The 26,772-nt window shown below is 63.4% G+C and carries 20 protein-coding genes and 1 tRNA gene; 10 read left to right on the top strand and 11 right to left on the bottom strand.

Annotated features, from left to right (window positions below; all coding sequences use genetic code 11):
* Positions 1-49: 49 nt before the first annotated feature.
* On the bottom strand, positions 50-646 hold the full coding sequence (gene rdgB / locus ACFTE1_RS17010) for an RdgB/HAM1 family non-canonical purine NTP pyrophosphatase (protein ID WP_380624247.1): 597 nt from the start codon (positions 644-646) through the stop codon (positions 50-52).
* A gap of 2 nt (positions 647-648) precedes the next feature.
* Positions 649-1,428 carry a ribonuclease PH gene (gene rph, locus ACFTE1_RS17005; RefSeq protein WP_380624249.1) on the bottom strand — a complete coding sequence of 260 codons (780 nt, stop codon included), beginning with the start codon at positions 1,426-1,428 and terminating at the stop codon, positions 649-651.
* A 170-nt stretch (positions 1,429-1,598) separates the two neighbouring features.
* Between rph and ACFTE1_RS17000 the strand changes: the two genes are divergently transcribed.
* From ACFTE1_RS17000 to ACFTE1_RS16990, 3 genes are all read left to right on the top strand, one after another.
* A tRNA-Leu gene (locus tag ACFTE1_RS17000) sits at positions 1,599-1,683 on the top strand.
* A gap of 466 nt (positions 1,684-2,149) precedes the next feature.
* Positions 2,150-3,316, top strand: a complete 1,167-nt coding sequence (locus tag ACFTE1_RS16995) for a plasmid pRiA4b ORF-3 family protein (protein ID WP_380624251.1) — start codon at positions 2,150-2,152, stop codon at positions 3,314-3,316.
* On the top strand, positions 3,285-3,440 hold the full coding sequence (locus ACFTE1_RS16990; RefSeq protein WP_380624253.1) for a hypothetical protein: 156 nt from the start codon (positions 3,285-3,287) through the stop codon (positions 3,438-3,440). The genes ACFTE1_RS16995 and ACFTE1_RS16990 overlap by 32 nt, the downstream gene beginning before the upstream one ends.
* Positions 3,441-3,527: 87 nt before the next feature.
* On the opposite strand, the gene ACFTE1_RS16985 is transcribed toward ACFTE1_RS16990, so the two are convergent.
* Together ACFTE1_RS16985 and ACFTE1_RS16980 are read right to left on the bottom strand one after the other, a co-directional pair.
* Positions 3,528-4,028, bottom strand: coding sequence for a hypothetical protein (locus ACFTE1_RS16985; RefSeq protein WP_380624255.1), 501 nt, complete (start codon positions 4,026-4,028; stop codon positions 3,528-3,530).
* A gap of 213 nt (positions 4,029-4,241) precedes the next feature.
* Positions 4,242-6,344: a UvrD-helicase domain-containing protein gene (locus tag ACFTE1_RS16980; protein WP_380624257.1), complete on the bottom strand. Its 2,103-nt coding sequence runs from the start codon at positions 6,342-6,344 to the stop codon at positions 4,242-4,244.
* A 380-nt stretch (positions 6,345-6,724) separates the two neighbouring features.
* Between ACFTE1_RS16980 and ACFTE1_RS16975 the strand changes: the two genes are divergently transcribed.
* From ACFTE1_RS16975 to ACFTE1_RS16960, 4 genes are read left to right on the top strand one after another with little or no spacing between them, the layout of a single operon-like run.
* The gene (locus ACFTE1_RS16975; protein WP_380624259.1) at positions 6,725-7,279 is read left to right on the top strand and encodes a hypothetical protein; all 555 of its coding nucleotides are present in this window, start codon (positions 6,725-6,727) and stop codon (positions 7,277-7,279) included.
* Complete coding sequence (locus ACFTE1_RS16970) at positions 7,276-8,433, top strand: hypothetical protein (RefSeq protein ID WP_380624261.1); 1,158 nt, start codon at positions 7,276-7,278, stop codon at positions 8,431-8,433. Before ACFTE1_RS16975 ends, ACFTE1_RS16970 begins: the two co-directional genes overlap by 4 nt.
* A 52-nt stretch (positions 8,434-8,485) precedes the next feature.
* The gene (locus tag ACFTE1_RS16965; RefSeq protein ID WP_380762798.1) at positions 8,486-8,689 is read left to right on the top strand and encodes a hypothetical protein; all 204 of its coding nucleotides are present in this window, start codon (positions 8,486-8,488) and stop codon (positions 8,687-8,689) included.
* 47 nt (positions 8,690-8,736) lie between these two features.
* Positions 8,737-9,636 carry a hypothetical protein gene (locus tag ACFTE1_RS16960; RefSeq protein ID WP_380762795.1) on the top strand — a complete coding sequence of 300 codons (900 nt, stop codon included), beginning with the start codon at positions 8,737-8,739 and terminating at the stop codon, positions 9,634-9,636.
* Between the two features lie 46 nt (positions 9,637-9,682).
* On the opposite strand, the gene ACFTE1_RS16955 is transcribed toward ACFTE1_RS16960, so the two are convergent.
* Both ACFTE1_RS16955 and ACFTE1_RS16950 read right to left on the bottom strand, forming a co-directional pair.
* On the bottom strand, positions 9,683-9,868 hold the full coding sequence (locus ACFTE1_RS16955; protein ID WP_380624265.1) for a hypothetical protein: 186 nt from the start codon (positions 9,866-9,868) through the stop codon (positions 9,683-9,685).
* Entirely contained in the window at positions 9,865-10,452 is a 588-nt protein-coding gene (locus ACFTE1_RS16950; RefSeq protein ID WP_380624267.1) for a hypothetical protein, read from the bottom strand. The genes ACFTE1_RS16955 and ACFTE1_RS16950 overlap by 4 nt, the downstream gene beginning before the upstream one ends.
* A 437-nt stretch (positions 10,453-10,889) precedes the next feature.
* Between ACFTE1_RS16950 and ACFTE1_RS16945 the strand changes: the two genes are divergently transcribed.
* The 3 genes from ACFTE1_RS16945 to ACFTE1_RS16935 all read left to right on the top strand — a co-directional run bounded on the left by ACFTE1_RS16945 (position 10,890) and on the right by ACFTE1_RS16935 (position 11,930).
* Positions 10,890-11,147, top strand: a complete 258-nt coding sequence (locus ACFTE1_RS16945; protein WP_380624270.1) for a hypothetical protein — start codon at positions 10,890-10,892, stop codon at positions 11,145-11,147.
* A gap of 474 nt (positions 11,148-11,621) precedes the next feature.
* Complete coding sequence (locus tag ACFTE1_RS16940) at positions 11,622-11,789, top strand: hypothetical protein (protein WP_380624272.1); 168 nt, start codon at positions 11,622-11,624, stop codon at positions 11,787-11,789.
* A gap of 18 nt (positions 11,790-11,807) precedes the next feature.
* A complete protein-coding gene (locus ACFTE1_RS16935) occupies positions 11,808-11,930 on the top strand; it encodes a hypothetical protein (RefSeq protein WP_380624274.1) in 123 nt (40 codons plus the stop codon).
* Between the two features lie 44 nt (positions 11,931-11,974).
* Here ACFTE1_RS16935 and ACFTE1_RS16930 read toward each other — a convergent pair whose 3' ends face one another.
* From ACFTE1_RS16930 to ACFTE1_RS16910, 5 genes are all read right to left on the bottom strand, one after another.
* Positions 11,975-13,048 carry a hypothetical protein gene (locus tag ACFTE1_RS16930; protein WP_380624276.1) on the bottom strand — a complete coding sequence of 358 codons (1,074 nt, stop codon included), beginning with the start codon at positions 13,046-13,048 and terminating at the stop codon, positions 11,975-11,977.
* A 19-nt stretch (positions 13,049-13,067) separates the two neighbouring features.
* Entirely contained in the window at positions 13,068-17,168 is a 4,101-nt protein-coding gene (locus ACFTE1_RS16925) for an Eco57I restriction-modification methylase domain-containing protein (protein ID WP_380624278.1), read from the bottom strand.
* Entirely contained in the window at positions 17,169-20,096 is a 2,928-nt protein-coding gene (locus ACFTE1_RS16920; RefSeq protein ID WP_380624280.1) for a DEAD/DEAH box helicase, read from the bottom strand.
* A gap of 3 nt (positions 20,097-20,099) precedes the next feature.
* Entirely contained in the window at positions 20,100-25,340 is a 5,241-nt protein-coding gene (locus tag ACFTE1_RS16915; protein ID WP_380762792.1) for a DEAD/DEAH box helicase, read from the bottom strand.
* Positions 25,341-25,996: 656 nt separating this feature from the next.
* Positions 25,997-26,293 (bottom strand): hypothetical protein, encoded by a 297-nt coding sequence (locus tag ACFTE1_RS16910; protein ID WP_380624284.1) that lies wholly within the window; start codon positions 26,291-26,293, stop codon positions 25,997-25,999.
* Positions 26,294-26,772: the final 479 nt, after the last annotated feature.

Below are 26,772 nucleotides of genomic sequence, written 5' to 3'. Positions count from 1 at the left end.
GCGAAACGGGCCGGGGTTGCGCACCCCGGCCCGTTGCTCAAGCTTCTCCTTATTCCTCCGAGAGCGCCTTCGCGAGCGCCCGGAAGGCCTTCCCCCGGTGGGAGATGGCGTTCTTCTTCTCCGCGGGGATCTCGGCGCTGGTCAGGCCGTCGGCCTCGTCGGGGTAGAACAGCGGGTCGTAGCCGAAGCCGTTCTCGCCCTTCGGGCCCCGTCCCAGCGTGCCGGGCATCTCTCCGGTGAACACCTGCTCGCGGCCGTCCGGGTGGACGATCGCGGCCGCGCACACGAACTTCGCGCCTCGGTGCTCGTCGGCGATGTCCTCCATCTGCTCCAGGAGCAGGCGGTTGTTGGCCTCGTCGTCCTTCTTCACCCCGGCCCAGCGGGCCGAGAGGAATCCGGGCATGCCGTTCAGAGCGTCGACCGCGAGTCCCGAGTCGTCGGCGACCGTGGCCAGGCCCGTGTGCCTGACGCCGTCGCGGGCCTTCAGCAGGGCGTTGCCCTCGAAGGTCAGTTCGGTCTCCACGGTGTCGTCGAACTTCTCTACGTCTCCGAGGCCCACGAGCTCCACGTCGGGTGCGACCTCGGCCAGGATCTCCCTGAGTTCGCCGATCTTGCCTTTGTTCCTGGTCGCCAGCAGCAGTTTCACGGCTACGCTCCCAGAATGGTGCGGGCCTGCATGGTGGCCAGTTCCTTGCAGCCCTTCTCCGCCAGGTCGAGCAGGTCGTTGAGCTGGTTGCGGGAGAATGTCGAGTCCTCTCCGGTGCCCTGGACCTCCACGAACTCGCCGGAGCCGGTGACGACGACGTTCATGTCGACCTCGGCCTTGACGTCCTCGACGTAAGGCAGGTCCAGCACGGGCTGGCCGTCGACGACGCCGACGCTGATGGCCGCGACGGAGTCCTTCAGGATCTTGTCGGGCTTGCGGGCCAGTTCCTTGCTCTTCAGCCAGGTCACCGCGTCGTGCAGGGCGATGTACGAGCCGGTGATGCTCGCCGTCCTGGTGCCGCCGTCGGCCTGCAGCACGTCGCAGTCGAGCGTGATCGTGTTCTCTCCCAGCGCGCGGAAGTCGATGCAGGCCCTCAGCGAGCGGCCGATCAGGCGGGAGATCTCGTGCGTGCGTCCGCCGATCTTTCCCTTGATCGACTCGCGGTCGCTTCGCGAGTGGGTGGACCTCGGCAGCATGGAGTACTCGGCCGTCACCCAGCCCTCTCCGGATCCGCGGCGCCAGCGCGGTACGCCCGGCTGCACGGAGGCGGTGCACAGCACCCTCGTGTTGCCGAACTCGACGAGCACCGACCCCTCCGGGTTCTGCGTCCAACCCCTGTTGAACGTCACCTCCCGCAGCTGGTCGGCCGCGCGTCCGTCCGGGCGGGAGTTCTTCTTGCCCGCCGTGCTCGCGGCGGTGTTCTCGGGAGAGCTGTTGACCATGCCCTCCAGACTAATGCCTGTCGGCCTCATATCCCACACTGGTGTCGACCTGCACAGGCTGTGCCACGGCGCGCATAGTAGAGTGGTCGTGGCTTCCCTTGGGCGCTCTCGCCTGCGGGGATGCCGATGCGGGGCGGCCGCCGAGGTCTCGGTTCGACCGCCGCGGGTTCGCGCGAGTGGCGGAATTGGCAGACGCGCTAGATTTAGGTTCTAGTGTCTACGGACGTGGGGGTTCAAGTCCCCCCTCGCGCACCACACCTCCTTCCTACCTGACCGGTGGCCCTCCAAGGGAAGACCTCGGCCGCATCACCGGCCGCCGGGACCTCTAGGTTGTCATCCGCCTCTACCACAACGTCTTCGGCTACCGCCAACAGTGCGATCACAGAGCAGACCAGAGGTGTTGGGCGGCGTAGACGCCGTATATCAGAGTGTCGGAGATCGGCTGCGATCCTCGGTGTGTTCTCGCCCCGCCCGGCGATATTCCCAGTAGTTTTCGTAAGACATTATTCTCCATGGAAGCAGCCACCTCTGCGTTCGGCATTGATGCGATCTGCCTCAATGACCGCATGCGGCTGTTCTCCTTCGCCACGTCGGAGAACCGGCTCGAGTACCTGTGGGGCCTGCGCTCCGTCGACCAGGCGCGCTCCCTCCCTGGGGAACACCTTGGAGCTGAACCGGGCCGTGTCCACCAGCCGCGCGCCCTCTCGGCGGCGTCGACACGATGGCTTCCCTGCCGAGTCCTGAGGCCTCCCTCGACTTGCTGACCCTCTTCGGGCTTCGCGACGCTGATTTGAGACAGGAGACCGAACCGCGTGTCCAGGCCCTGCTCACCGACGGGGCCTCGCTCCCCATGCGGGCGGACGAGGCGGACCGGCCCTTCACCGCGGCGGAGTTCGCTCGTCTCTCGTCGTCGAAGGAGCGGTCCATGGAGATCGTGCTCCCCTTCTTCCATCACGCCGGCCGTGAGTTCGGTTTCGCGGTGACCCTCGACAATCGCGACTGCGGCGCGATTGTGCCCATCACTCCACTTCCACCGGGCCTGTCAGGCGCAGAGCGCCAGAGTCTCATCGACAGGATGGTTCCGGACATCCCCTACACCATTGACGTCGAGCACCTGTCCGGCTCCGAGGCGTGGACGCTCCTCCCCGGCGCCGCGCACACCGCGCTGGCGCATTGCGAGGATGGGGACTCTCTGGGGCTCGACGCCATGCCCGACATCGCCGAAGAGGTGGACGACCTCGACGAGATGGACGCGATCGAGCTGGTGAGCCGTCCCGCCTGGTGCTCGATCCTGACCGCCTACTTCCATGAGGCCGGGCTGTCCGGCCCCGTTCCCGATCACGGTGAGCATGTCGAGTCCGGTCGCCTGCCCTCGTTCGAGGACGAATTCCTGCCCCTTATCGGGGCTCCGCCGCGTCCGGTTCTGCCCGAGCCGGACCGTTCCGGGCCTACGCCGGTGTACCGCCTTCGGATCGACATCAAGGGCGCCAAGCCTCCCATCTGGCGCCGTCTTGAGGTCATGGCCGATGCCTCTCTCGCCGACCTGCACAGCCTGATCCGGACCGTCTTCGACTGGCACGGACACCACCTGTACGACTTCGAAACGCCCTGCGGGCGTTTCGCCGATCCCGACGAGGACCTGGGCTTCACCGGTGACGATGCAGACGTCTCGCTGGACCAGGTGCTCGCCGCGACGGGTGACAAGATCACTTACACCTATGACTTCGGGGACGACTGGGAGCACGTGGTCAAACTTGAGAAGATCGACGACCCGTCGGGTGGCACTCAGTACCCCCGCTGTACCAAGGTCCACCTGGCCGCACCGCGGGAGGACAGCGGCGGTGTCCACTCAGAGCATGAGCGAGGCGTTGAGCGATCCATCGCATGAGCACCATGAGGAGGCCGTGCGGGAACTCGCCGAGCTTGAGATCGACCGCGAGTGCTACCTGCCGACCGAGCCCACACTCGACGGGGTAAACGTCCGGATCCGCGAGCGGTTCCGGGCGTCCTGACGGGCACTTCGGATCAGGACGGCGGTCCCGCCATGAGGAAGGTGTCGTAGTTCCCCTCCCCGCAGACCTGCTTCAGCTGGGTCAGGATCACCGTCGTGTTGTCGCGCGGGCCGTTGATGTACAAGGGTTTCTCTTTGCTACCGAACCCGTTCCGGGGCAGCTTCTCGGGCTGCTGGCCGAGGTGCGGCTGTGCCGCGGCGAAGTCCTTGTGCGGTTCGAACTCCATGCCGCGCTGCCATAGACGATGCCGCGGGCCAGGTCGATGTCGATCGGCTCGCGGCCAGTGTGCGCGCTGTAGACGTGGTCGAGGGCCGCGTCGAGTTTGTCCGTGCGGCACTCCTTGGGCGGGATGGCGTCTTTGACGCCGAGGCAGTACACCTCGACGAGGACACTGGTCCACACCACGCGGTGCGGGTGGATCTGGCGTGCCACGACGATCTGAGCGAAGCCTTGCATGTCATCGAGATCGGTCGCCTTGCCGTACTCGGGCGCGTTGCTCAGGTCGAGGCCGGCCGCCCAGTCCGAGTTGATCCAGCACCCGACCAACGGCAGGTTGGCGGGGGCCTTGTCGAACCGGCCCTCGGCCATCTTCCGCAGGAGCCGCGACGCCTCAGCCTTGCTTATCTCCAGCGCCTTGGCGATCTGCTTGGGGCCGCCTCAGGCCTTCTTGATCTCTGCCGAAATGGAAATGTCGGACTGTTCTACCACTTCGGTCTCTCCTCGTTCGGTAGTGTTGCTCTGTCCGCCTCGCGATCTGGCTGCTGCGGCCCGATACGTAGACCAAGAGGGAAGAACTTCGGATCAGGCCGGTGTGTCAAGACGCAGCAGATGGCTCGGCTCGCCTTTCCAGAATACGGAGAGAGATTCCCGCGCTCGCGTAGCTGCCACGAATAGCAAGTTGCGCTCCTTTTCCAGCGCACGTGCGTGGGCTGTTCTGTCAACTGTCTCCAGCCGAGTGGCAAATCGTCGAGGGAACTCATCCGCAGAGACCCCGGTGAGCAGTACTCGGCCATATTCGGTTCCTTTGAGGCTGTTCGCGGTGGCCACATGAACGCCTTCGTATTCGGCGTTCCCGTCTCCGATCAGGCGAGCCGGCACCTGAGCTTGATGGAGAGCTTCGACTATTCCTGTCAACAGGGATCCGCGAGTAGGGGCACAGACTACGATCGAACTCGGAGCAGCGCCCTGGTCGAGCCAGGTATTCACTTGTTCCACACAAGCGCTCGTCAAGTCTCCGCTACCGGAGAAGGCTTGGAACCTCGGGTTCGCACCGGCCAGGACCGATTGGTACCCTGCGAGAGTCTCACCTTCTGCGCCGTCGCCGGCGGAGCTCATGATACTGAGAGCTTTGGCCACTATCTGCCGTGTCGTCCGGTAGTTCAATGTCAGATGGCGACTCCGTCCTACAATATGGACGCCCAATGGGGTTAGGCGGATCGGATCGCGGTACAGCCGTTGGAAGCTGTCGCCGGCGATGAACATGTCGTCCGGCCCCTCTTCGCAGAGCGCCCTGAGGAGGCGCCAATGCGCCCGGTTCAGATCCTGCGCCTCGTCGATGATGACATGCCGATACTTCCGAGGCTCGCGCCACCGCCGGTTTTCCTCGTGAAGAGCCGCATCGACCACCATCTGATCGCCGGTCCGCACTCCTTCATCCTGGAGGTCCTGTTCGAGTGTCTGCACGAGCTCCCAGATCCTCGCACGGTCCGCTCTGCCAAGCCGCTTTCCGCGGCCTACCCTGGAAGCTGCGAAATATTCGTTTTGAGTTCGAATGAGTTGTGCGAGGATGACGTTCTTCCACTCGTCGACCAGGAAATCGGGATCGACCGAGTCTTTGCAGATGAGTTTGGCCCGTGACAGCGCGGCATGGTCGTCCCAGCGGAGCCGTACCGGGGCTGCTGCCGATCGGGCTGCCACGTCATAGGCAAGCTTGTCGATGTTGACGACGTCGATTCTGTCCAGCTCCCCCGGAGCGGCTAGTCGTGCGAGCTTCCACTGCAGGTCATTGGTCAGCCGCTTGGTATACGTCGTAACCAGGATTCTCTGTTCCCCGACCTCGGGCAGTTCACGGGCCAGTTTGACCGCTCGATGCAGAGCGACGACTGTTTTGCCCGTTCCCGGTCCTCCTGTCACCCTCGCCGGTCCGTTGTAGCGCCGGTCCACGATATCCCGCTGCGTTGGATGCAGGAATACCTGCCACTCCTCGAACCCCTTATCGAGCATGATCTTGACGTGTTCGTCCACTGTCGTGAGCCCCGAGGCCGGACGAGCGATCGCGGCCGACAAATCTCCCGTGTCCACCGGTTCCTCGGAGACCGACGGCCTGGTGATCGACTCCAGAATGTCGTCATAGGGTTCGCCGGCCGCCAGATGGACGAGGATCTGCGAGGTCAGCGGCGTGAGGTCTTCAACCAGTCCCAGCAGGTCGCCCTCGGTTTGCAGCAGGCGAAGTGAGGGGAGGAGCCCGCCGGCGATTCCGAGATCGGTCAGCTCTCGGTCTGTCCACGGACTGAAGAGGGAACGCTCGTCTGAGTTCCCACTGGATTCAGAGCGGTGTTCGATCGTCGGGGCGACCTCGGTCACCTCTAGATTGCCAAACAATTCACCGACATCGAAACGCGTTCTCTGTATGCGGTCGTACGCCTTGTCATGCTGGTCGACTCCAAAGAGAACCAGGTGGGGAGGGTCATAGAATACCATGGCCCGGATGGCGCGTGTCACCCGTGCGCTCCGCATGCGCCGGTCAGGGACGTTCTGCAAGGGCTCGAGATGGATTCCGTTCCTCTCAAGCCCGTTCATGAGCTTTAGCGCGAGGGCGTCGATCCGTTTGCGGTCCTCCCCGGAGAATTTGGACGCGTCCCTGCTGAACCTGGGGTGGAGCGTGACCTGCCAATCAGCGGTCATGATTGATGTCCTCCTCTAGGGACGAGCGCGTTATGGAATGCCGGGCTGCGGAACCCGATTCTTCCGCCCAGGATATCGAGATCGATACGGGGTGGCCACAGATTCATCTGCGCAGCGTAACCTGTGTGTGCCAAGACATCGGGCGCTTCGATGTCTGGAGGCGGCCACGACAATTGAGCCCGGCGAAGTTGTTCCGGTGCGACCTCACTGGCGCTCGCTGACGGGGAACGCGGCTTGCCCAATAGCGATTCGTCCCTTATGATACATATTCGTTACGTTCATCATTTTGCCATGTCGCACAAGGCGGTGAGAATGCTCCCATCCCCCGGGCGCCGATTCCGGTCCTCTGTCCGTTCTTCCGAACCTGCCGGGAGGCTGTGATGTCGGACGGCGCGGATCATGATTATGGATATCGTGGTGAGTTCGGAGAATCCTGGATGCATGTTCTCGCGTCCGCGGCAGGACTCACCTACAAGCCGCACCAGCCCGACCGGGACGGCTGGGACTGCACCCTCACCATGAAGAAGGCCACGAAGGCCGGGTACAAGGTCGATGTGAGCGCGTCGTTCCAGGTCAAGACATTCCAGGGTGACAAGGGCAAAGGGGACTCTTTCACATTCAACCGGATGACCGTGGCCCAGCACAACATGATCGCCTCAGGCGGCCATGCCCACGACCCCGGTTACGTAATCGTGGTGTGCGTCCCTCCCCTGAACGTACCCTTCACTGAGCAGACCGGTGAGGGGCTGTTGCTGAAATACCGGGCGCACTACTATCGGATCGACACCTGTGAACGCGCGGACGGGCACCCTCAGAGCGCGGTCTCACTTGAGATCCCCCGTCGGCAGCTGGTCACGCAGCACAATATCCGCGACCTGGTGGAAGCCGAAGTCCCGATCGGGCCGCGATATCTGGAGGAGGTGCCAGGAAGGTGAACCAGCGCGAGTTCGACACGCTCAGGGCCTACCTCCGGGCGGAGGGTTGGCACCTTCAGCCCGAGGTGTGGCGGGGCAGCGAGATCTGGGGACATCCTCCGACCGCCCGGGCTGCCGCCCTTCCCATCGAGCCTATGGGGGATGGCGCGCTCCGCTATCAAGATGCTGTCAGAACCATTGCCGAAGCGGAGAACACCACCCCTGCGGATGTTCTCTCCAAACTCTCCAACGCACGGTGCGACACGCAGGAGTACCGCGTCGAGCCGGACAAACCCAGTGGAAGAATCGGGATGCAGGAGGCGATCGATGTGCTCAAAGGCCTCCTCGATTCCTATCGGTACTCGGCGAGGAGCGAGATCGAGGGCCACCAGCCGACCTTTGAGAACCGGGCCGGCACAAAGGTCCACGCTTTGACGCGCCACCTCGAAATCGGCCCGACCTCGCCCGGCAGCTACCGTTTCCATGTCCGGATGCCGCTGCCTCCGGCGCCTCCTCAGCAGCGAAGCTCTTGCATTGGAATCGACGGCACGTCGGAGCCATCCGGCGATCGTGGGACCTCATCGCGTCACATGGTCAACAGGCTCAGCAAGTCCTTGGGCGCACTTCGCAACGCCGCGTTCGGCTCTGACTCAGGAGCAGAGAGGGGCAGTGCCGGGCTCGCGTTCGAACTCGTCGAGCAGGGTGTGTCGAGCAACCTTTGCGATTCTCTCCGTTCGCTGTCGCTCAGGAACGAGCAAGCACCGTTCAGCGCTCGGTTTGCCTGGGCCTTCGACGGCCTGGATCCGCTTCCGGCCGTCGAATTGAGATTCCCCGACGGTGCCGGCAAACGACTGGGCAAGTTGGCGGAGTCCATCAGAGATCTTCGTGTGGGCAAGTTCGTCCAGGTCACCGGCAAGGTGACAACGTTGTCCCATAAGGCCAACGATCCGTATCTATTCCGTGTCAGGGAGACACCTCCGCCGGATCGGCCCCAGAAGCGGATGCCGTACTACTGGGTCGAATGCTCTCCTGAGCAGTACAATCGAGCCTTCCGCGCGCAGACCTTGGATCACGAAGTCACCGTTGCGGGCGTCCTCCAGAAGAAGCGCGGCCGAATGGAGATCACCATTCGAGAGGACGGCCGGTTCGAGGTGATCAGATTGCCCGACCAGTAGGATCGGACAATCGGGGCGGGGAGGCCGGACAGCACGCCGGTAGACTGCCACTGTGCAGAATGACGATCAAAACGCACTCCTGGACAAGGAGACTGCGCTGGAACAGTACTCGCGTTTGAAGAATGACCTGGTCGATTTCGCCTATAACGGCCCACTGCGAGACGAGTGGGCGGCCACGGTGATCGGGAATCAGAGGATGGTCGATATCGACCAGACGAATTTCTACACGACATCTTCATCACCTCTGACGACCTGATCAGGGGCAAGACTTTCATCGAGCACTTCCTCCTCACGCGTCGGGACTTGTCCGACGAGGAGGTGGGGCTGGCGAGGTCCTGGGAGGGCGGCGCGGTCGTCCAGGTTTTCGACAATCTGGGCGTCGACGGTGCGACTCTGCACTTGAAGGGGGTCGCCGACGAGTTGGAGTACGACGCCGAGGTGACCATGGGGGCCGAAGCAGCCGAGTCCTTCGCCGGCTGCCCGTATCTGTTCGCCCGGCTCCTGCCCGTAGGCGGTCTGTGGGTGCTGAGCGGGACCCAGCTCCGCTTCGAAGAGAGCGATGCCCAGGCCGCGCTCCGATGGGCGGCGGACTGGGCAACTCGGTTTCCCTCGACCGTTTTCCGCAATCCCGAATTCCTCGCCAAGGGCTGGGACAAGCAGAAGGAGGACAGCGCGGAGTTCACCGCCTATTTCGGATCGGACACAGTGGTGTTCCCCGTCGGTGAGGCGGCCGATCGCATCCGGGAGTTCTGGCTCCACCGGCACGGCGCCGCACTCGGGGAGAAATTCCTGCGCGACAGCGGATTCGACCTTTCTGCCCACGATCTCACCGGAGTGGAGACGGTGGGCCTGATGTACGACGAGCTCGATGGCCTGCGACTTCTGTACGACTACGGCCGTCTCCTCGATGTCTTCGCTGAACCGCGCCTGGTCAGACGCCATGAGGGGCGACGGGTCGTGGAGAGCTACCTGAAGGACGACGAGACCGGGCCGGTGCCTCTGCGCCGTGCCGCGGAGCGCAACCCCGATCACGCCGACATCGTGTTCGCGCACATCCTGAAGCGGAAGGACTTCTCCTGGGCGCGCGATGGTGAGAAGCTGCTCGAACGTCACATGCCCGAGTCGTTCCGAACTCCGCCGCTGCCACGTCAGCTGCCGTTGCCCAGACGTCTGGCCGAAGCGTTCAGCTCATCGCAGGAGTAGAGAGCACTGACGACCGTCGCAGGTCTTCATCGGCCTGCGACGGGCGTCAGGCGCCGGCGAACCGCTCGTCCAACGCTTTCATAAAGTTGCGCCTGCGGCGATGGCCATTGCGGACCTCCTCTACATACGCGTCTCCGGCGCCCTGTCCTTCCGCGAGGTCGAGGCACTCCGCTGCGAGCGCGACCATCTCGGCCGCCCTGCCATAGTCGGGTTTCCAGCCCTGGGTGATCAATGAGACCGCCTCGTCTCGAAGCCCTTGCTCCCAAGGATCTTCTCGAACTGCGACAGCTTCAAGTCCGGGATGGTGTTGTCCTCCAGCTGGTGCGCCGCGAGCCATTCGGCGGTCTCGACGGGATCGGCCTTCGCCGCCTCGCAGGCCTTCAGATGCGATTCGGCGAGGTCGCTTGCGGCATCGGCCACTTCGCACTCGCCCTCGGCCATCTCCCAGTTCTCACGGACCCGGTCGACCGCATACCGCGCCAGTTCCACTGCGTCCGCAGCGCGGCCCTGCTCCACCAGCTTCTCGACCTGCTCGCTGAAGTCCCAGATCGCGGAGACGTAGTTAGCCCGCTCGTATTCTTCCAGGTAATAGTTGGTGACGAGCGCGTCATCGACCGTTCGCAGCAGTTTGTTGATGGAGTTCGTTCCCTGCGCTACGGCCAGAGCGGCCTGGCGTTCCAAGTGAGCCATGAGCCCTTCGTCCTCCCGCGCGAGGTCGAGAACGAGGTTGACGAGTTTGTCGTTCGGCATGGAGGCGACGAACTCTCGCACGTCCGGCTTTCTCTTGCGCGCCCCGGTCTTTCTGGATTTCCCCATAGCAACGGACTTTACCGAACCGCAGCGCATCTGCGAACACGGCGCGTCGGGAGTGTCGGCTGTCAAGTGGACGCTTTCGGCGACACGCACGGGATGTCGTTGACTTCGCCGATCGAGTTCGGCAACGCTGAAGGATGCCGAGTAGTCCCGATGACTGCGCGGGGCCTGGAGCGGATATCCAATGCGCTCGGGCAGCGGTCCGCCAGACGGAAGTTTGGTCACTGAAAGCTGGCGGACCGCCGATCACAAACCCACTCCCGAAGGAGGGCATTGCACTTACCGATCCTAGTGCAGTCCACGGCTTGATTCCAGCCGCATTCCGATCGCACACGGCGCGTCACGCCCATGCGTCCATCCCGCGCTGCTTCCAGCGCGTCCCGTTGCACACATCCTGAAACTTCCCTGCGCTCATACGCAGGAGAAAGGGCTGGTTCTCCATGCCCACAGTACTGAAGACACTCCCTCTGGGAGCCTTCACGGTCGTCACCGTCCGCCGCATCGCCGCCAACATCCTCTGGCTCATGGTCGACCACGAGTTCGCCGGTATTGTCCATCTCGGCAAAGGCTGGATCCGCCTCTGCGACGACCGGATCATTCCCGCCGCCGACCGCGAGCGCATTCGGCGCGAGGCGATCGCCGCCGGCGTGGCGGAGGAGTACCGCCGCGACATCCCCGGTCAGGGGGGCCGCCGATGACCACACTTCTCTTCAGCGTCGGAGCCATTGCGTGCCTCGTTCTCGCCTACAGCGCGCAAGCCCGGCTCGCCACCGCGCCTGTGACCACTCCTGCTCCCCAGCATCGCCCCGTTCCCCGGCCGCCGCGGCACTACACTGAGTGGACACTTCCCGTCCGCTTCGACGGACCGAAACTCGGATCAGTCGATTACCTCGCCCGCACTTTCGAGGTCTGCTACTCGGGCCATCAGACGGCCGCCGTCAGCTCCGTCGAACCGGGCGGTAGGAGAACTCCAATTGCCTCTCTCGGTTGGACGCCGCGAGGTGCGGGGCGAGTCGAGTGGGTCGGTACTTCCGCCCGCCATGCGCTCATCTCCGACGGTACGCTCGCGAAGTACTGGCTCGAACAGCACTTCCGGGCACTGGTCGAGCACGCCGTCCATGGGCGTGAGCTTCCGCAGCGCTTCATTGACGCGATGAACGGAAGGGGATACTGTGATCGCTTACATGCCACCGGAAACGGTCGATATGGGTACGGTCTTCCACTACGACGACACATTCCAGGCGCGCCTCGATACTGACTCGGCCACCGTCTACCTGTTCGTCCCGTCCTGGCTTGACAAGCCGCTTGAAGAGCGACCGCCTGCCGCCGTCGTCAACTGATGGGGGCTGAGGTGGCCGATGATCACTCTATACAGCGATGACCTGCACAGGAAATCGCGGTCCATGGCCAATTGGAAGGCCGATCTCGGCGACAAGCTCATCATCGCCATAAGGCCGTACCTGCGGCAGGAATCCGGATAGGGCTTCCTCCGTCCGACACTGGAGGAAGAGAGGCCGACCTGTCGCTACGAACGCCGGTCGTCCGGCAGGTCGGTCTCGTCCGCTATCTCGTTCAGCGGCTTGTCGTCGTCATTGAACCAGTATTGCGGCCCAGCGAGGGACTCCATCTCCTCGTCGTCCCCGAACGCCAGCTTCAAGAGCTTCTTTCCGAGCCCTGTCGGCGAGTAGAGTTGTCCATCGGCGTCCCATTTCAACGGCTTGCTCTGATGGCGCACCCACGTGGCCGTGATCTGGTCGGGATTCTCTTCCATCCAATCGCGTGCCCGTTCGCGCCATCCCGGCCGCACCGGGTCGAGTTTGAAACGGGTGCCCTCCGGGATGATGCTGTTTTCGTAGAGTCGGGTGACTACCTTGCGGCTGCGGCTGTTCTGGACCTTCCGTTCGGAAGCCTCCCGAGCGCGGCGCGCCGGTTCGACAACCAGAGTCTCCTCCTCCACGGTCGGATAGAGTTTGGAGAAGGTGATCGCCTTCTGCGGTGCCGAGTCTGGTCCGGCGCCATCCATTGAGACCCAGGCGCTCACCTGGATCAGCGTGCAGTCGATGCCCATGGTGTTGAGCCAGACCACACCGGATGTCAGCTGGGGTGGGAAGTCCGATGCGACGACCATGACTCGGGGCTGGCGGAGGAGTTCGGCGTCTAGCTCGCTGATGTCGAGATACGAGTCGATGGCGTCGAAAGCCTCATCCTGGCTGACGGGCCGCGCTTCGGTCCCATGGAACTTTGCGTAGAGGTCGGCGAAATCGGACTCGGTGAGGCGGGAGACCATCGCGGCGTAGTCGAGCGCCTGGAGATGGGTGTGAGCCGGTGCGTCGCCGCGCTTGAGTTCGATGACGACCGGGTAGCCGTCCTTATCAAGCGCGAGTAGGTCGAGCCTGTCGCGAACGCGAGTGCCGTCGGCCGCTTCCCAGTCCGCGAACTCCTCGGTGACGATGAGCAAGTCCTCTGGTAGGAGGGTCGGGTTCTCGATCAGCCAGCGCTGGAGGTCCCGTCGCTCGTGGATTCCCAGTTCGGACAGCGGGCAACGTCGAGCTGTCCGCATAGACGTGGCGTCAATGAAGGCGAGTCGTTCTCTGGACATCGCAGCTCCTTTTCGGGGGTCAACTGGTCGTCTGCGGACCGTCGCCGTGGCGAGGCCCATGTCCGGGAGGCGGGGTCAAGTCGGAGGTGAAGTTGACCCCGTCCTGGATCGGGTTGTCTGGGCCGATGCCAGCCTCCGCCATTCGATCGTAGTACTTGAGGACAAGTTCCTTGGTGCGGTAGGAGCCGTGGGACTTGATGTCCTTCTCTCGGACGATCGGGAACGTTTCCATGATGTAGTCCACCTCGTCTCGGCTGCGGCCATAGAGGTGGAACATGAGGGCGTCGAGTTCGCACCGAATGATCTTCCTACGATCGTCATTCCAGATGAACGGTTCGCCATCGCTGTTGAATTCTCTTCCCACTGACTTTAGTTCTGTGCCAGTATAGGAGAGTTCGACAAGTCGGCTTGCCAAGAATTCTGTATGTGGCTGAATATGGCTCGGAGGAAGGATGGAAATCTGTTCAGTTGTGAAGAAATTGACGTTTGTTCCCCCAAGTTTCTGCCTCGCAACAAAGTCATTCACAAAAGAGTTCATTATTGCAGGAACGTACTTGAAGTCAATCTCAGATGAAAGCATCAGGAACGTCGAATCAGGAATTGCCGAACTAGGAATAAATCCGCTGATGAAAGTACGTTCATCTGTAGAACGCGCAATTCGGCGCCACCCCAGCATCCAGCCCTTTTCCCAGTTTTGGGATTCTAGCCGTGGTTTGACGCCCTCCACCTTGACTTCTTTCTTTCCCCGGACGGTCTTCTCGATACTGAAGCGCTCGCCAACCCAGTAGCGAGGGAGGGCGGTGAAGTTCGGGTCTTGCTTTTCCTCCGTCGTCACGTCTCGCGTCTCATCGTCGGAGACATACGTGGCCCAGCGGTGGTCGAAGTGGTGGAGCATCTTCGCCTCGTAAAGAGGCAGCATACGGTCCTTGCCCTTGGTGAAGACATTGCCGTGTAGGGTCCACCCATCGCGCTCCAGTTCTTCGCGAGTGTGGAAGAGGTCGGAGTCGTTCGACATGTCGAACATGCGCATGAACGATACGCGCCACGGATTTCCGCTGGGATCGCCTTCCTTGACGAGGATTGGGACTTGGCGGTAGATATCGAGGGTGATCTCCGCATCGCGCCTCGAACGGAACACGGGGCATGTGCCGGTGTTCGGATTTAGAAGCAGGATTTCGTCTGGAGCAAGTTCGAATGTACGGTCGGCATCATCGATGTCGCTTGGATCGAGGAGGAAGAAGGCGAACCTGACCGCGTCAGTAGCAACGGATCGCCCTGCCATGGACAGGATGCAGAACTTCATTCGAGAGTCGACGCCTTCGAAGACTTTGTTGCGATTCTCGAAGTCATACAATACGGCGAGCGAGCTTTGCTCAACCAGATCACGGAAGAATGCTTTGGTAGTGTCGTCGGTGGCAATTCCGGTAGGGACGATGACCCCAGTTCTACCCGATGTCGAGGTGACGGTGCGGTCTGTCTCGGTGAAGATGGAGTAAGTGTTCACATCGCCGACACCAGTGAGTGGGAAGCGCCCCGAAGTGTGGGTGAAGCGGTTAGATCCTTCCGACCGGCGGAGTGCAGCCTCCCATTCCTCGAATAGAGGACGAGTCTCTTCGTGTTCAGCGAGCTCCGCGATCTTCTTCTTCCTAATGGCTGCGGTAGAAGCGCTGGCAATCTTCTCGTTGCGGCCGGCGAAGAATTCTTTTTCCTGCAGCTTGATCCGTTCCCACGGTGGATTGCCGACAACGGCGGAGAATCCGCCAGACCAGCCGGTCGCCATGTCGTTCTTCGTGGAGTCCTCCTCTACGCGGAATACATGTGGGAACTCGAGGTGCCAGTGGAAGAAGCGGTTTTCTCGGGCGATGCCGGAGGCAACGCGCCGGGTTTCTTGATTCGTTTCATTGACGAAACCGAACTTCTGAAGGTCGCGATAGATGCCGTCGGTGGGCTCGCTTCCCTGCACATTCTCCGCCGATTTGGGCCAGAAGAACGCTGCCGTCCAGACATCCGCCAGTGCCTTGGCGTCCTGATAGTCGGAGGAGCCGAGAAGCTCCTCATACGCGGCCTTCTGCGCACGCACCTGAGCGACATTGTTGTCATCGAGGCGCTGGATGCGGTCGTATCCGATCGCGAGACTCCTGTTGGAGATGATGTCGCTGATGGCGCTGAACCCGTACATCTGCTCTTGCGCCATCGTTCCGGAATTCTTGACCTCCTTGTTGTGGCGAGCATTCAGGACCTTCGCGTAGTCCTTGTCGTCGCCGGTGATCGGTTTGAACGCGTCCTTCGGGATACCCTGCGCCATCAGGGCGGGATAGGTCCCCAAGAGTGTATTCCCGACCTTGATGTGGGAGTCAAGGAAGCCCAGAGCCTTCCCCGGTTCAAGGGACTCCATCCAGAGCGCGACCTTGGCCAGTTCGACGGCCATGGGGTTGAGGTCAACGCCGTAGACGCTGTGCCCGATGACGTCGCGCAGCGCGGTCTGGAGAGCGGCGGGGGTCGGCTCGGGCGTGCCTTCGCGGACAGCCGCCAGGCGCTTGGCGATTCGCCGGGCACTGGCGACGAGGAAGTGACCCGAACCGCACGCCGGGTCGCAGACGGTGATGTCGAGCAGAGCCCGCTCGACTGCGGTCGCCGAATCGATCTGGTTGTTGGCGGCCGCAGCCTGGTGTCCCCGTTTCTCGGCGTCGTCCAACACCGGGTCGAGCGTGGTGTCCAGCAGCTTCTCAATGAGGTTGGCCGGGGTGTAGTAGGAGCCGGAGGTCTTGCGGTCGTTGCCGACGACGTCAATCAGCTGGTAGGAGTGGTCACCTGGGTTGTGCTGAGGCTTCAACTCCAGCAGGGACTCGTAGACGGAGCCGAGCTCTTCTGCCCCGAGGTGTTTGTAGTCGACGACGCGGCGCTGACCGCTGGACTTGTCGTCGATGACGGCGAGCGCGCGGATCGCCCTGAGCAAGTGTGCGTTGTCCAGCTTTAGGCCGCCGAGGACGGCATCGGTCTCGTCGCGGTCGAACAGTCCGCCCAGGCCTGGGAGGGCAAGCCGCGGTTGCCCCGTCTCGGTACCCAGCGCGTCGAATACGAGCCGCAGCTGCTCCCACAGGTCGTGGTAAGTGTCCCCTCGACGCGTGCGCGCGTAGGTGCGCAGGCGTGCCGTGGAGAAGTAGCGCCGGTAGCGTTCGACTGCCTCGGGATCGGCGTCGGCGGCGTGGAGCGCGTCGCGATCCTCGGCCACGAACAGGAACAGCAGCCGGTATCCGAGTCTCAGGAGCGCGTTGTGCAGCGACTTGGTGCGGGTAGCTTCCATGCTCGCTCGGAAGGCCTGGTTGTGAGGATGTTGGAGGAATCCCGTGCCGAGTTCTTCGAGCGCCGTCTTCACCGAATCACGCAGGTGTTTTACGGCTCGGATGCCGTCCGAGATGGCGGTGGTGCGCCAGGACTCCAGCCAACACGTGGACGGCGCGGCGTCCTCGGGCCTCGGCATGAAGCGGGAGACGTGCAGAAGGCGGTAGAGCAGGATGAAATCGGAGACGAGTTCGCCGTCGAAAATCGCCTCAAGGTCGAACTCGATGTAGGACGCGCCGGCGATGGCAGTGGAATCGCGGAGGATCCGCAGGCGCCGCCCGTTGGTGACGACACCCCAGAGGCAGGCCTCGGTGCGGTTGAGAGTCTCCTGAAGGACGGAGTGGGGCGCGAAGTCGGAACCATTTCGCTTGTCGATCTCCTTGTCCCAAGGACCGAGATGGATCGGCACGGGGCCGTGGAGATAGGTGACTTGGAAGGTGCCCTCGCCGTCGTCGGAGGTGATACCACCACCGGAAGGAGCCTGGAGCCTACCGAAGCCAAGCGCCTCGAAGAGCGGTTCGATCCAGTCGGTCCTGGTGTAGCCCTTGGGGTCGTTGCTGTCCTCGCCCAACTCGTCGCGGAGGTCGGCCCAGAGGCCCTTGAGGTAATCCCAGTGCCGTTCGGCCTCCTCTTCGACGGTGCGCCGCTTTCCGGGAATACCGTAGTCGGCGGGCTTACAGCCGTTGAGGGTCGGGTCGGTGGCGACGCGCAGGAGAATGTCGGCGGGAAGGAGACCGCCAGCTGTGGTTACGGAGCTGAACGGGAGTGAGCTGGACATTTACTTGGCACCTCCGGAAACGGGAAGGTAGACGTAGAGGCCGAGAACATCGGCGGGCTTCTGCGGGGTGACGGACAGGCCGACGGCGCTGCGGGTGCCGGCCGAGCGCGCCTTGCGGTCAACCGAGTGCCGGATCTTCACATAGCTGTCCTCGATGGAACCGGCGAGGGAGTCGCCGAGTTCGGATATGGCCGGGTCCAAGTCGGGCAGGCCCTGGAGAATGCGGTCGACGGTGCGCTTGCGCATGGCGGGGTCGATATTGGCGGCGGGTTTCGCCAAGAGCAGTTTGTCGACCTCGTCAGAGTTGAGCCATGTCGGGGCCGAGGGCGCGCCTCGGAAGGCCAGGAGGCGGGCGTCCTCGGCGACCGAGGAGCGGCGCTCGCCGTGTCGGGTCGGATGGGTCATGTTGAAGCGGTAGCGGACGAGGAAGAGCGTCGTCCGCGTGTCCACGTCGCCAGTGCGGATGGCTCCCGCACGGCGGGCGGGGCGCCGTTCGAGCGACAGCGCCGGATCGAGAGCGGTGTTGAGGACGTACTCGCCGATGGCGTTCACGACCGGATCGGTGCGGACGATGGCGGCCTCTCCACGAGGCACGGCGGGGTTGGAACGGAACCACACGTGGTCGTCCGAACCGCCGAGGTCGCGGCCGAGCGCCACGCCCATCGCGTCGCGCAAGGAGGCGGGCAGCTCGGAGGCGTTGACCTTGAAGTCGCCGCTGGAGCCGAGAGTGATGCTGCCGTTGCTGAGATTGCCAAGCGACGAATGGAGGAACGTGCTGACGTCATGGGCGTCCCCGAGGCTGTCGCGGATGGCCCCCACCTCCGCGTGGACCTCGTCGGGGTGGATACGCCTGGCGGCGTAGATCGCCCGGGAGGACTTCTCCTGCTCGCGCGTGGACTGCCACTCGGCGTCGTCGGAGTCGTTGGCCTTCTTGAGGGCGTCCTCTTGGAGGGCCTGGGCCTCCCAGTCGGCGGAGAAGGAGTCGAAGTCGAACAGTGTATCTTGTTCTGGTTCCTCGCCGCGCAGGACGATCCATTCGGCAACGGCGCTTCCGACGGTCGCCGACTGTTCGTCGGGAACGGGCACATTGATGCCGAGGGTCTTCCGGATCTGGCGGTGTTTGTTGATGAGGACTTCGAGGATCTTCCCGTCCATGCCGTTGTCGCCGATCATGGTGATGACGCGGACGATATCGGTCTTCTGGCCGAAGCGGTCGACGCGCCCTTCGCGCTGGTCGAGGCGAGTCGGATTCCACGCGAGGTCGTAGTGGACGACGGCGTCGAACAACTGCTGGAGGTTGACTCCTTCGGAGAGGCAGTCGGTGGCGATGAGGACGGGCGTCACGCCGTTTTCCTCGACCTCGTCGGCCAGCTTGTCAATGGCACCGACACGCTGCTGTGGAGAGAGGACGCCGTCGATCTCGGCGACGGCCGTGTTCTTGCCGAGCGCGTCCTTGACATGCTCGTAGACGTACCTCGCGGTGCTCACATAGTGACAGAAGACGATGGGCTTGTGACCGGCCTTGATCAGCTTCTTGAGGTCCTTGATGAGCCGTGCGAGCTTCGCATCCCCGTCAGGCCCGGTGAGGGAGACTGCCGCCTCGATGAGTCGATTGGCTTCGGGGTCGCCTTCGTCGGCGGCGACCGCACCCGGCGTCTGGTCGGTGTCGCCGACGGCGCCGTCCTGGTAGTCGTGAGCGATGGGCTCGCCCAGTTTGTCGGCCTCGGACTCGCTGTCGGCGATGGACACGGCGGAGCGGGTCGACAGGGCTTGCCCGGCGGCCGCCGGCGAGGAGACCACGGCGCGCAGGAGACCGAGGACGTCCCACCAGGTCTTGCGGCGCCCCAGGGAATCAGATGCGGCATGGTAGCGGCCCCGCGCGTACTCCAGGACGTCATCGAAGAACTCCTTGTAGGAAGGAGTCATCGAATACTCTGCCTGTTTGAACTCGCGATCCGCGGGGAACTCGTTGTCCTGGTCGAGGTAACGGCGGATGTCCTCGCGCCGACGCTGTACAAAGTACTCGGCCAGCTCTTCGCGCCCCTTATGGCCGGCGAGGTCGATCTCCGCCAGATGCGGTCGGAGGAGTCCGACGAGGTTGCGGAATCCGGTTTCCTTGCCGCTGTGGGGAGTCGCCGTCAGCAGGATCATGTGGCGGTTCTCGTCCTTGGACAGGGCCTCAAGGAGGCGGTAGCGCTTCTGCGCCTGAACCGAGGTGTTTTCGTCGGAGGTGACGCACGAGTGGGCTTCGTCGACGATGACGAGGTCGGGAGCCTCATCGAGGAACGACCGCCAGTGCCTGTCGGACTTGATGAAGTCGGTGGAGATGACGGTGTGCGGATACTTCTCGAACAGGGACTCACCCATGACCCGCGTCTTGTTGAGGCGACTGATGGTGGAGGGGAGGACCAGTTCGGCGTTGATGTTGAACTTGGTGCGCAACTCCTGCTGCCACTGCTCCGCCAGTGCAGGGGAGCAGAGCACGGACAAACGCTTGGCGTTTCCCTCCGTCAAGAGCTCCTTAGCTATCAGACCCGCCTCCACAGTCTTGCCGATACCGACGTCATCGCCGATGAGGAGGCGGACGGTGTCCTCGCGCAGGGCCATGAGCAGAGGAACCAGCTGATAGGCGCGGGGTTCCACGTTCAGGCCCGCCAGCGACCGGAAAGGTCCTGCGGCCGAATGGAATCCGATCTGTAGCGCCGTGCGGAGCAAGCCGGCCGACACCGCGTCGCCGATATCGTCGGACGAGGGTGGTGAGAATTCCGCGGGTTCGACTGCCTCCAGGTCCGGGAAGACCGCCGTGGTCTGGGCTTCGCCGCCGCCCAAAGGGCGGAGGACGAGCATGTCCGCCTCGGACTCGGGGAGCACGATCCAGTCGCGCCCCCTGGTAGTGACCAGGCTTCCGGCGGTGTACGTGGTGGTCATGGACTAGTCCTCGGCTTTCTTGGGGGTTCCAAAGACGGTCGGATGGTCGGTGACGGCGGAGAGCCAGTCGTCGTCGTAGCGGAAGCGGACGGGGAACCAGCCGAGGTCCTCCAGTCGGACCTCGGCTTCGGCGTCGCGCTCGGCCGTCGGCTCCCGGTCATGGACGGGGCCGTCGATGAAGACGGTTATGTCGCCCCCGGGCAAGCGATAGACGAAGTCGGGGCGGGCCTCGGCCTCCGGCAGGTAGACCTGGGCCTCGGTGGGCAGGGCCAGGCCATGCTCGCGCAGGAAGTTCAGGAAGTCCCGTTCCAGACTGGACTCGGTCGCTTCCATAAGCAACTGGAAGTGGTCATCGGGCGACACGCCTTGAGAAGTGGATGCTGTTTCCGAAGCTGCCAGCCGCATGAGCAGCGACTTGGCGGCATGGCGGTCGATCTGGTCGTGGAAGTACTGGTTTCCATACGACAGCAGGCACCGGTAACATGCCTTGCCGCACTCCCCGGCCGCCAGGTCAGAACCGGTGCCAGGGTCGAAGTGAGCCAGTTCGAGAGCCTTGCGTGCGGCTCGGGCCAGTTCGTCCCCCTGAGATTGCATTTGGCGCAGGACACCGGCACCGCCTTCAGCGGACTCTACGAAAAGAAGGAACTCTGAGTCCCCGTCCTCGGCAGGAATCTCGGCGTTCAGTTCGTTGTCCTCCAACTGGAACTCGGTCTCGATGCCGCGTTCGAGCGCGTACATGAATGACCGGACGGCATGCTCGGGGAGATCGTCGGTGTCAGTCAGGTGCAGGACCATGATGTTGCGGCGGTCCTGGGCGAACGGCACGACGCGCTTCTTGCGGCGCGCCTCGGGGTTGTCGGACAGTTCGTCCTCGTCGCCCACGGCGTTCTCAGCCTTCGCGCCGGACAGCCATTCGCCGTTGCCCGGGTCGATGAGGAAACCGTCCGGCTCGTCCGGGTCGGTCCGCCTCAATCGCCGGTTGACTACGCGGACCGTCGCGCTGTCGCCGTAGGAGATCTCGGCGATGGGACCGGCCGAATCGGCGGCGACCGCGTCATAACGGCGGATGCGCCTTTCCGAGTCGCTGAACCGGTAGGAGGTCTGCATGGCGAAGCCGGCCCGGCGCCGCTCCTCCTCGTCGGTGCTGATTCGGTCGCGCCGCTGAGTGTAGACGGTGTGGAGTTCGAGGAGGTTGTGCGTGGCCCCGGACAGCGCAGAGTCGCACATCTCGCAGCGGTCGGCCCCCGACTCCGGCTCGTGCCAGTAACCACACTTGTCGCAGCGGCGCGCGGCCACCGTGGTGAGGTCTCCCGTCTCGCTGGGCGGCAACTGGACCCGCTTGACCTCGTACTTCCTGCCCTCGTGGTAGATGAGCGCACGCGGCCCGAACTCCGAGACGGCCAGGAAGCGCGGCCGCTGGACGTAGTCGCCGTCGTCGTTCCTTTGGCGCGGGGTCGGGATATAGGCGGCGATGGGCAGCCGGGGGAACGAGTAGCCGGGCAGGAATCCTTCGCCGGCGAGGTACCGGTACGGAGAGAAGTCGGCGGTCAGCGCCGATCGGTTCGACGTGCTGTTGAGCAGGAGGTTCCTCTGGAGCTCCGCCGCGCGGCGCCGGCTCTCGGCGTCCCTGCGGACGCGTTCGGACATCGAGTGGTCGCCCACGCGCGCGTGCTGCTCGCGGCGGTCGATCCAAGCGGACCGGTACAGATGCCACCACCGGCCGAGCGCTCTTTCAAAATCGATGGGGAGGGAGGCGAGGCAGTCGTCGAGCCACCCGGGATGCCACCACTTCGTGGCTTCCAGCCGGTCGCGCAGGCTGTCGAGCAGAGGACGTGCGGCCCTGGCAGTCCGCTCCCGGGAGTGAACGTCGTTGATCCGGTCCCTGACCTCGTCCCAGATCCGCATCCCGGTGCGGTGGTCGGAGTCGGGGGCGTCCATGGGGGATACGTCGATGACGCTGGTGAGGGAGCTCCCCAGCTTGATACCCGATTCGGGGAGCCACATGGCGTGGACGTGGGAGCGGATGAGGTCCTCGTTGGCCAGGTCGAGACGGGGAGCGGATACCGCTCCGGCGACCATGTCGCGGCGGTTCTGGAAATAGTACTGGTCGTGGTTGTTGCCCACGGCGCAGTAGGTGACCACGAGAGCCTGCTGGCCCGATCGGCCCGCTCGCCCAGAGCGCTGGGCGTAATTCGCCGGCGTGGGTGGGACGTTTCGCAACATGACCGCGTTGAGTTCGGAGATGTCCACTCCGAGCTCCATCGTCGGGGAGCAGTAGAGCACACTGAGCTCGCCAGTGCGGAACCGCTTCTCGCGGTCTTCGCGTTCGGCGGGGTCGACCTGGGCGGTGTGCTCCTGCGAGAAGAGTCCGGCCAGGTTCTCTGCCGACCGGGCATAGAGGTCCCTGAAGAACTCGTTGACGGGGCGGTCGTGGTCCTCGGCGACAGTGGCGCGGAGTGGATCGACCATGCCGCTCTTGCCTTCACCCAGCTTCCAGGAGAGGGCGTCCACGTTCACCCGGTATCCTGGAATGCCGGACGTGCGGCGACGGCGTCCAGGGCGGTACCCGGAACGCGGCGTTATTTTGACGACGAGTCCGGCATCGGTCAGGACCTCGAGCAGGCTCGCGATGATGCCCTCCGACACCGCGGAGTCAATGGTGGCGGTAGTGTGCTCCTGCAACCGGTTCTTGACGAACCGCCCGACACGCCCCCTGCCCGACCAGTACTTTTCGTAGCGGTCGCCGCCTTTTCCGGGACTTTGCATCGGGTAGACGATGGTCTGCCCGGGACTGTCGGTGTTCTCGTCGAGGCGCCACTGCTCCTTGAGCGACTGGGACCGGCCGACGATGGAATTGAACTCGTTGATGTCCAGGCACGGCGCTTCGATGGCGAGTTCTCGGCGCATGGTGTTGAGGAGCGCTTCGCACAGGTCCTTGCGCACTTCTCGCGGGGCGTCCCGGAGGATGGGATCCGCATCGGACCAGAACCTGTCCTCAGAGACCAGCTCCTCCAAGTCGGGGAAGCCGATCACGAGCTGCCCGGTCTGTTCGAGATTGGGCATGGTGACCCGCCATCCACCGGCCAGATCAGTGACGAGTTTGAACGTCAGAACAGCGAGAAGCGCCTGCTGGGCCTGCTTGCGGACGCCGGTCAGGGCCTTCGGGTCGGTGTACTCGTCCGTCCTGATCCCCAGGGATTCGAAGACGCGGCGTGACAGGTCGAAGGAGTGCAGTGTGTGGTCCTCTGCCGAGCGCAAAGCGTGGAGAAGCCCGCTGCGGATGCGCACCACTTCCACGAAGTCGTTGAAATGGCCGGACTGGAGCGCGGCGTCCTGCCGATTGTCCACGAAGGAGAGGAGCTTCTTCGCCTTGGGGGCGAGATCCGATTTCTTCATCTCCTCCACGATCGTCGAGGAGATGACCGAGGTCGCCGATGAGCGGCCCTCCTGGTTGAGCGCCGCCAGGCGGCCGAACGACCGGCCCCGGGTGGATTCGTGGACGATCTCGCACTGGAGGCAGAACTGGAACCTGCCGGGGATGAAGGTGGCCTTCAAAGTACCGGGCTCTTCGTCGCCGCGGAAGTTGACCTCGACATTGCGGGGGACTCGGTCGCGATAGTGCGGTTTGACCCGGGGGTAACCGTGTGAGTCGGTCTCCATCCAGGTGTCGGGTAGCCTCTCGTAAGTCGCCGGGTCGTCGATGTGGTCGGGCCAGGGTTTCACTGAGGAAATGTAAAGGTACCCGCCGGTCTGGTACTTGTCGTCCGACTCGTCGTTCTCCCGGCGCGGACGAAATCGCTTGCGTCCGGTGCTGTCATCTTGGCTGCGGAACACGGGCAGGTACTCCTGGCCGCAGTCTCGGCAGAACACCGCCGAGTACAGGCGCCTGCCACCAGAATCGGGGACTTCGACCTGGTAGTCGCGCGTGATGTGGCGTTCCTCCGGGGCCTCCAAGGTGACGTGGACATTGTCGCCGCGGGAGAGGAACTGGTGGAGCCGGAAGGCGAAGAGTGGACGCTCTGTGACGGGGTGCGTGGCCCTGGAGCCTTTCAAGAGGACGTTCTCAATGGCTTGCTTGGCGAGGTCACTACCGTCGATGCCTGCCTCGTGTGCGAGCCGGTCGGCGGCGGAGGGCACTGTGTCGGGCTTCCTGCGGACCAACTCTCCCTCAGGAGACACGTCGAGGCCGAAGGACCTTTCGATCCAGTGCGCGACCGGATCAGTCTTCAGGCCGTCGTAGTCCCCGGGTATCTCGTCGGGGCAGCGTGCGAGGAGCTCGGCGGTAACAGGGCGTCCGGAGTCGCGTGTGGCTGCCTCAAGCGTCTCCGTGATGACATGGTGAGAGTCCATCGGAGTGCCGAACAAGCTCGTCGCCACCTCGGCGACTTTTCTCCGCTGCTCAGCGAAGGTTCCGTCTGAGGACATGGTCGCCGAGGTTCCCACGCATTGGACATCGGGCGCGTCGCAGGCCTCCTTCACCCGGCGGATGAGCCAGGCCACGTCGGCGCCCTGGCGGCCCCGGTAGGTATGCAGCTCGTCGAAGACGAGGAAGTCGAGGCCTCGCGCCATGGAGATGAGGCTTTTGCGTTCCTCCGGGCGGGTGAGCATCAGTTCGAGCATCACGTAGTTGGTGAGGAGGATGTCCGGGGGGTTCTTCTGGATCCGCTCCCTGGCGCTTTGGTCTTCCTGTCCCGTGTATCGGGCGAAGGTCACTGGACTCTGGCGGCCTTCATAGCCGTGTTCGAGGAACTTAGTGAGCTCTTCCAGTTGAGAGTTGGCCAGGGCGTTCATGGGGTAGACGATGATCGCCCGCACCCGCTTCCCGGTCGAAGGCTCGTTCAACACCCGGTCAACGATGGGAAGAATGTAAGAGAGAGACTTTCCCGATCCGGTTCCGGTGGTCAGGACGTAGGAGTCGCCCGCTTGTGCTGCTTCGACGGCCTCCTTCTGGTGATGGTGGAGGGTGAGCGGAACACCGTCGCAGGTGGATTGGTTCGGCTTCTTGTCTTTTTGGAAGATCTCAGCGCACTCGGGGTGTAGAAGGCCTTCCTTGACATGATCACGGATGTTACCGCCGGACTTGAAAAAGGGGTTGAGCGAGAGGTAGGGGTCGGGCCACTGAGCACCACCTTCGAGATTATTTCGAACATGTTTTCGAATTCGTTCATCGCGAATGACCACTCCACCTTCGGTGAACCGACGGTACTCGGCGATCAGGCGTTCATGAATTTCAAACACATTCATGTTCTCGATGGTAGGTGAATGGCCAGGTGGGCGTGGGGCATATGCATGCATTGAGGACGGTGCTCACAATCGCTTCACGGGTAGGGGAGATGATGCGAGTGAATCTCGCGCAATGGCGGATAGGGTATACCGAAAGGAATATGTTCGCAAGTCCGGTGTCCATGGGCGACATCGCCAAAGGGGGCACAGGGGATTCTCGCGGTGCTTGGACTGGGTGCTCGAAGTCACTGAGAGGTTGGGGTGGCGGCCTGGCCAGCCGATTGAGCAATCGGCTGAGGCAGTTCTCTTGCGCTGTCGGAGAGGTCGCAAACGAAGTGTGTGGGCCTCCTCCCGCAATGCTGTCTTTTCGGGGCACCTCACTGTGCAGCCAGGCTGTCCTGGGGAGCAACGTCCTACTCGGCAATATGCGAACGGTCTGAGTGGTCGGAGTTCGTCCGAGAACACATCGTTGGCGGTGAGACGTCTGAGGTGGAGGTGAACGGTCTCCTCGAAGACCCGTCTGAAGTGTTCGGACAAGGTGTTGGTGAGGGCACCGGCGATCTGGTGTCCGGCGCCCAGGTCGATATCGTCGAAGAATGGAGGAAAGACGCCCAGGTGAAAAGCTACGAGGTTGTCGGTGATCTCGTAGTGCTTCCGTTTAGAACGAGTGATCTCGATTACAGGAACGGCCGGACGGCGATACTGAGTTTGTCGCCAAGGTCGCGTCTCCAGTTGGGGACGGTGCGGGAGCGGATGTACTCTGCCTCGGCGTAGACGGTCATGGTCGGCCAGGCCGGTCGGCTGCAGTTGGCCACGATGACGGGGACGCGTTCAGCGTCGGGGCGGTCGTCAGAAGCCGCCTGGAGGAGGAACACGTTCCCGGTCGAGGCGTCGACGCGGAGGTCGTACTGGTCGCCTTCGTGGTCGATCCGCCCGGCGTCGATGGCCTCGGGCGGAACGTAACCGCTGGTCATAACGCCTCCCATTCGCTTCGTCTATGAACCTTTGCGGCAGCGGCCGGCCGTGGATCCGAGCTTCGACGACGGCGCGGAATCTCTGGTCGAGCCAGTGCATTGCCCGAGTTCCATTGGTGATCAGCGCGTGGCGGGCGGACGTGTTCGCCCACTGCACCGGCTCGGCGCGATGGGCGGTCCAGCCGAGGGTGCCCATGGGAGTGCGACGCCCGCCGGGTTCGACGGCGATGACCGTTGCCGTGGCGAGTCCTTCGGCGCGCACTTCGAAAGTACGGACGCAGTAGTCGACGGTGCCGAGCAGCGGTCCGTCGAAGCGTACGGGGATCGTCCATTCGCCGACTCGGTCGAGTACTGGTGGCGCGGTAATGACAGCGACTGCCTTGGTGTCCGGAGTCGCGAGCGTAGAAGGCGGGCCGTCCGTCGGTAGAGTGACCAAACTTCAAGGCTGGCGGACCGCTGTGATCAACGGGCAGGATTGC

Origin of the sequence: Salininema proteolyticum (assembly GCF_042685645.1) — a bacterium.
Taxonomy (GTDB): Bacteria; Actinomycetota; Actinomycetes; order Mycobacteriales; family Micromonosporaceae; genus Salininema; species Salininema proteolyticum.
Note: the sequence above shows the minus strand (reverse complement) of the source record. Positions and strands in the feature narration are given on the sequence as shown.

What these genes read in the sequence shown, in the direction of transcription:
- rph (WP_380624249.1), bottom strand. Translation starts at nt 1,428, where the DNA reads ATGGTCAACAGCTCTCCCGAGAACACCGCCGCGAGCACGGCGGGCAAG.
- ACFTE1_RS16995 (WP_380624251.1), top strand. Translation starts at nt 2,150, where the DNA reads ATGGCTTCCCTGCCGAGTCCTGAGGCCTCCCTCGACTTGCTGACCCTC.
- ACFTE1_RS16990 (WP_380624253.1), top strand. Translation starts at nt 3,285, where the DNA reads ATGAGCGAGGCGTTGAGCGATCCATCGCATGAGCACCATGAGGAGGCC.
- ACFTE1_RS16985 (WP_380624255.1), bottom strand. Translation starts at nt 4,028, where the DNA reads ATGGCCGAGGGCCGGTTCGACAAGGCCCCCGCCAACCTGCCGTTGGTC.
- ACFTE1_RS16980 (WP_380624257.1), bottom strand. Translation starts at nt 6,344, where the DNA reads ATGACCGCTGATTGGCAGGTCACGCTCCACCCCAGGTTCAGCAGGGAC.
- ACFTE1_RS16975 (WP_380624259.1), top strand. Translation starts at nt 6,725, where the DNA reads ATGTCGGACGGCGCGGATCATGATTATGGATATCGTGGTGAGTTCGGA.
- ACFTE1_RS16950 (WP_380624267.1), bottom strand. Translation starts at nt 10,452, where the DNA reads ATGGGGAAATCCAGAAAGACCGGGGCGCGCAAGAGAAAGCCGGACGTG.
- ACFTE1_RS16945 (WP_380624270.1), top strand. Translation starts at nt 10,890, where the DNA reads ATGCCCACAGTACTGAAGACACTCCCTCTGGGAGCCTTCACGGTCGTC.
- ACFTE1_RS16935 (WP_380624274.1), top strand. Translation starts at nt 11,808, where the DNA reads ATGATCACTCTATACAGCGATGACCTGCACAGGAAATCGCGGTCCATG.
- ACFTE1_RS16930 (WP_380624276.1), bottom strand. Translation starts at nt 13,048, where the DNA reads ATGTCCAGAGAACGACTCGCCTTCATTGACGCCACGTCTATGCGGACA.
- ACFTE1_RS16925 (WP_380624278.1), bottom strand. Translation starts at nt 17,168, where the DNA reads ATGTCCAGCTCACTCCCGTTCAGCTCCGTAACCACAGCTGGCGGTCTC.
- ACFTE1_RS16920 (WP_380624280.1), bottom strand. Translation starts at nt 20,096, where the DNA reads ATGACCACCACGTACACCGCCGGAAGCCTGGTCACTACCAGGGGGCGC.
- ACFTE1_RS16915 (WP_380762792.1), bottom strand. Translation starts at nt 25,340, where the DNA reads ATGAATGTGTTTGAAATTCATGAACGCCTGATCGCCGAGTACCGTCGG.
- ACFTE1_RS16910 (WP_380624284.1), bottom strand. Translation starts at nt 26,293, where the DNA reads ATGACCAGCGGTTACGTTCCGCCCGAGGCCATCGACGCCGGGCGGATC.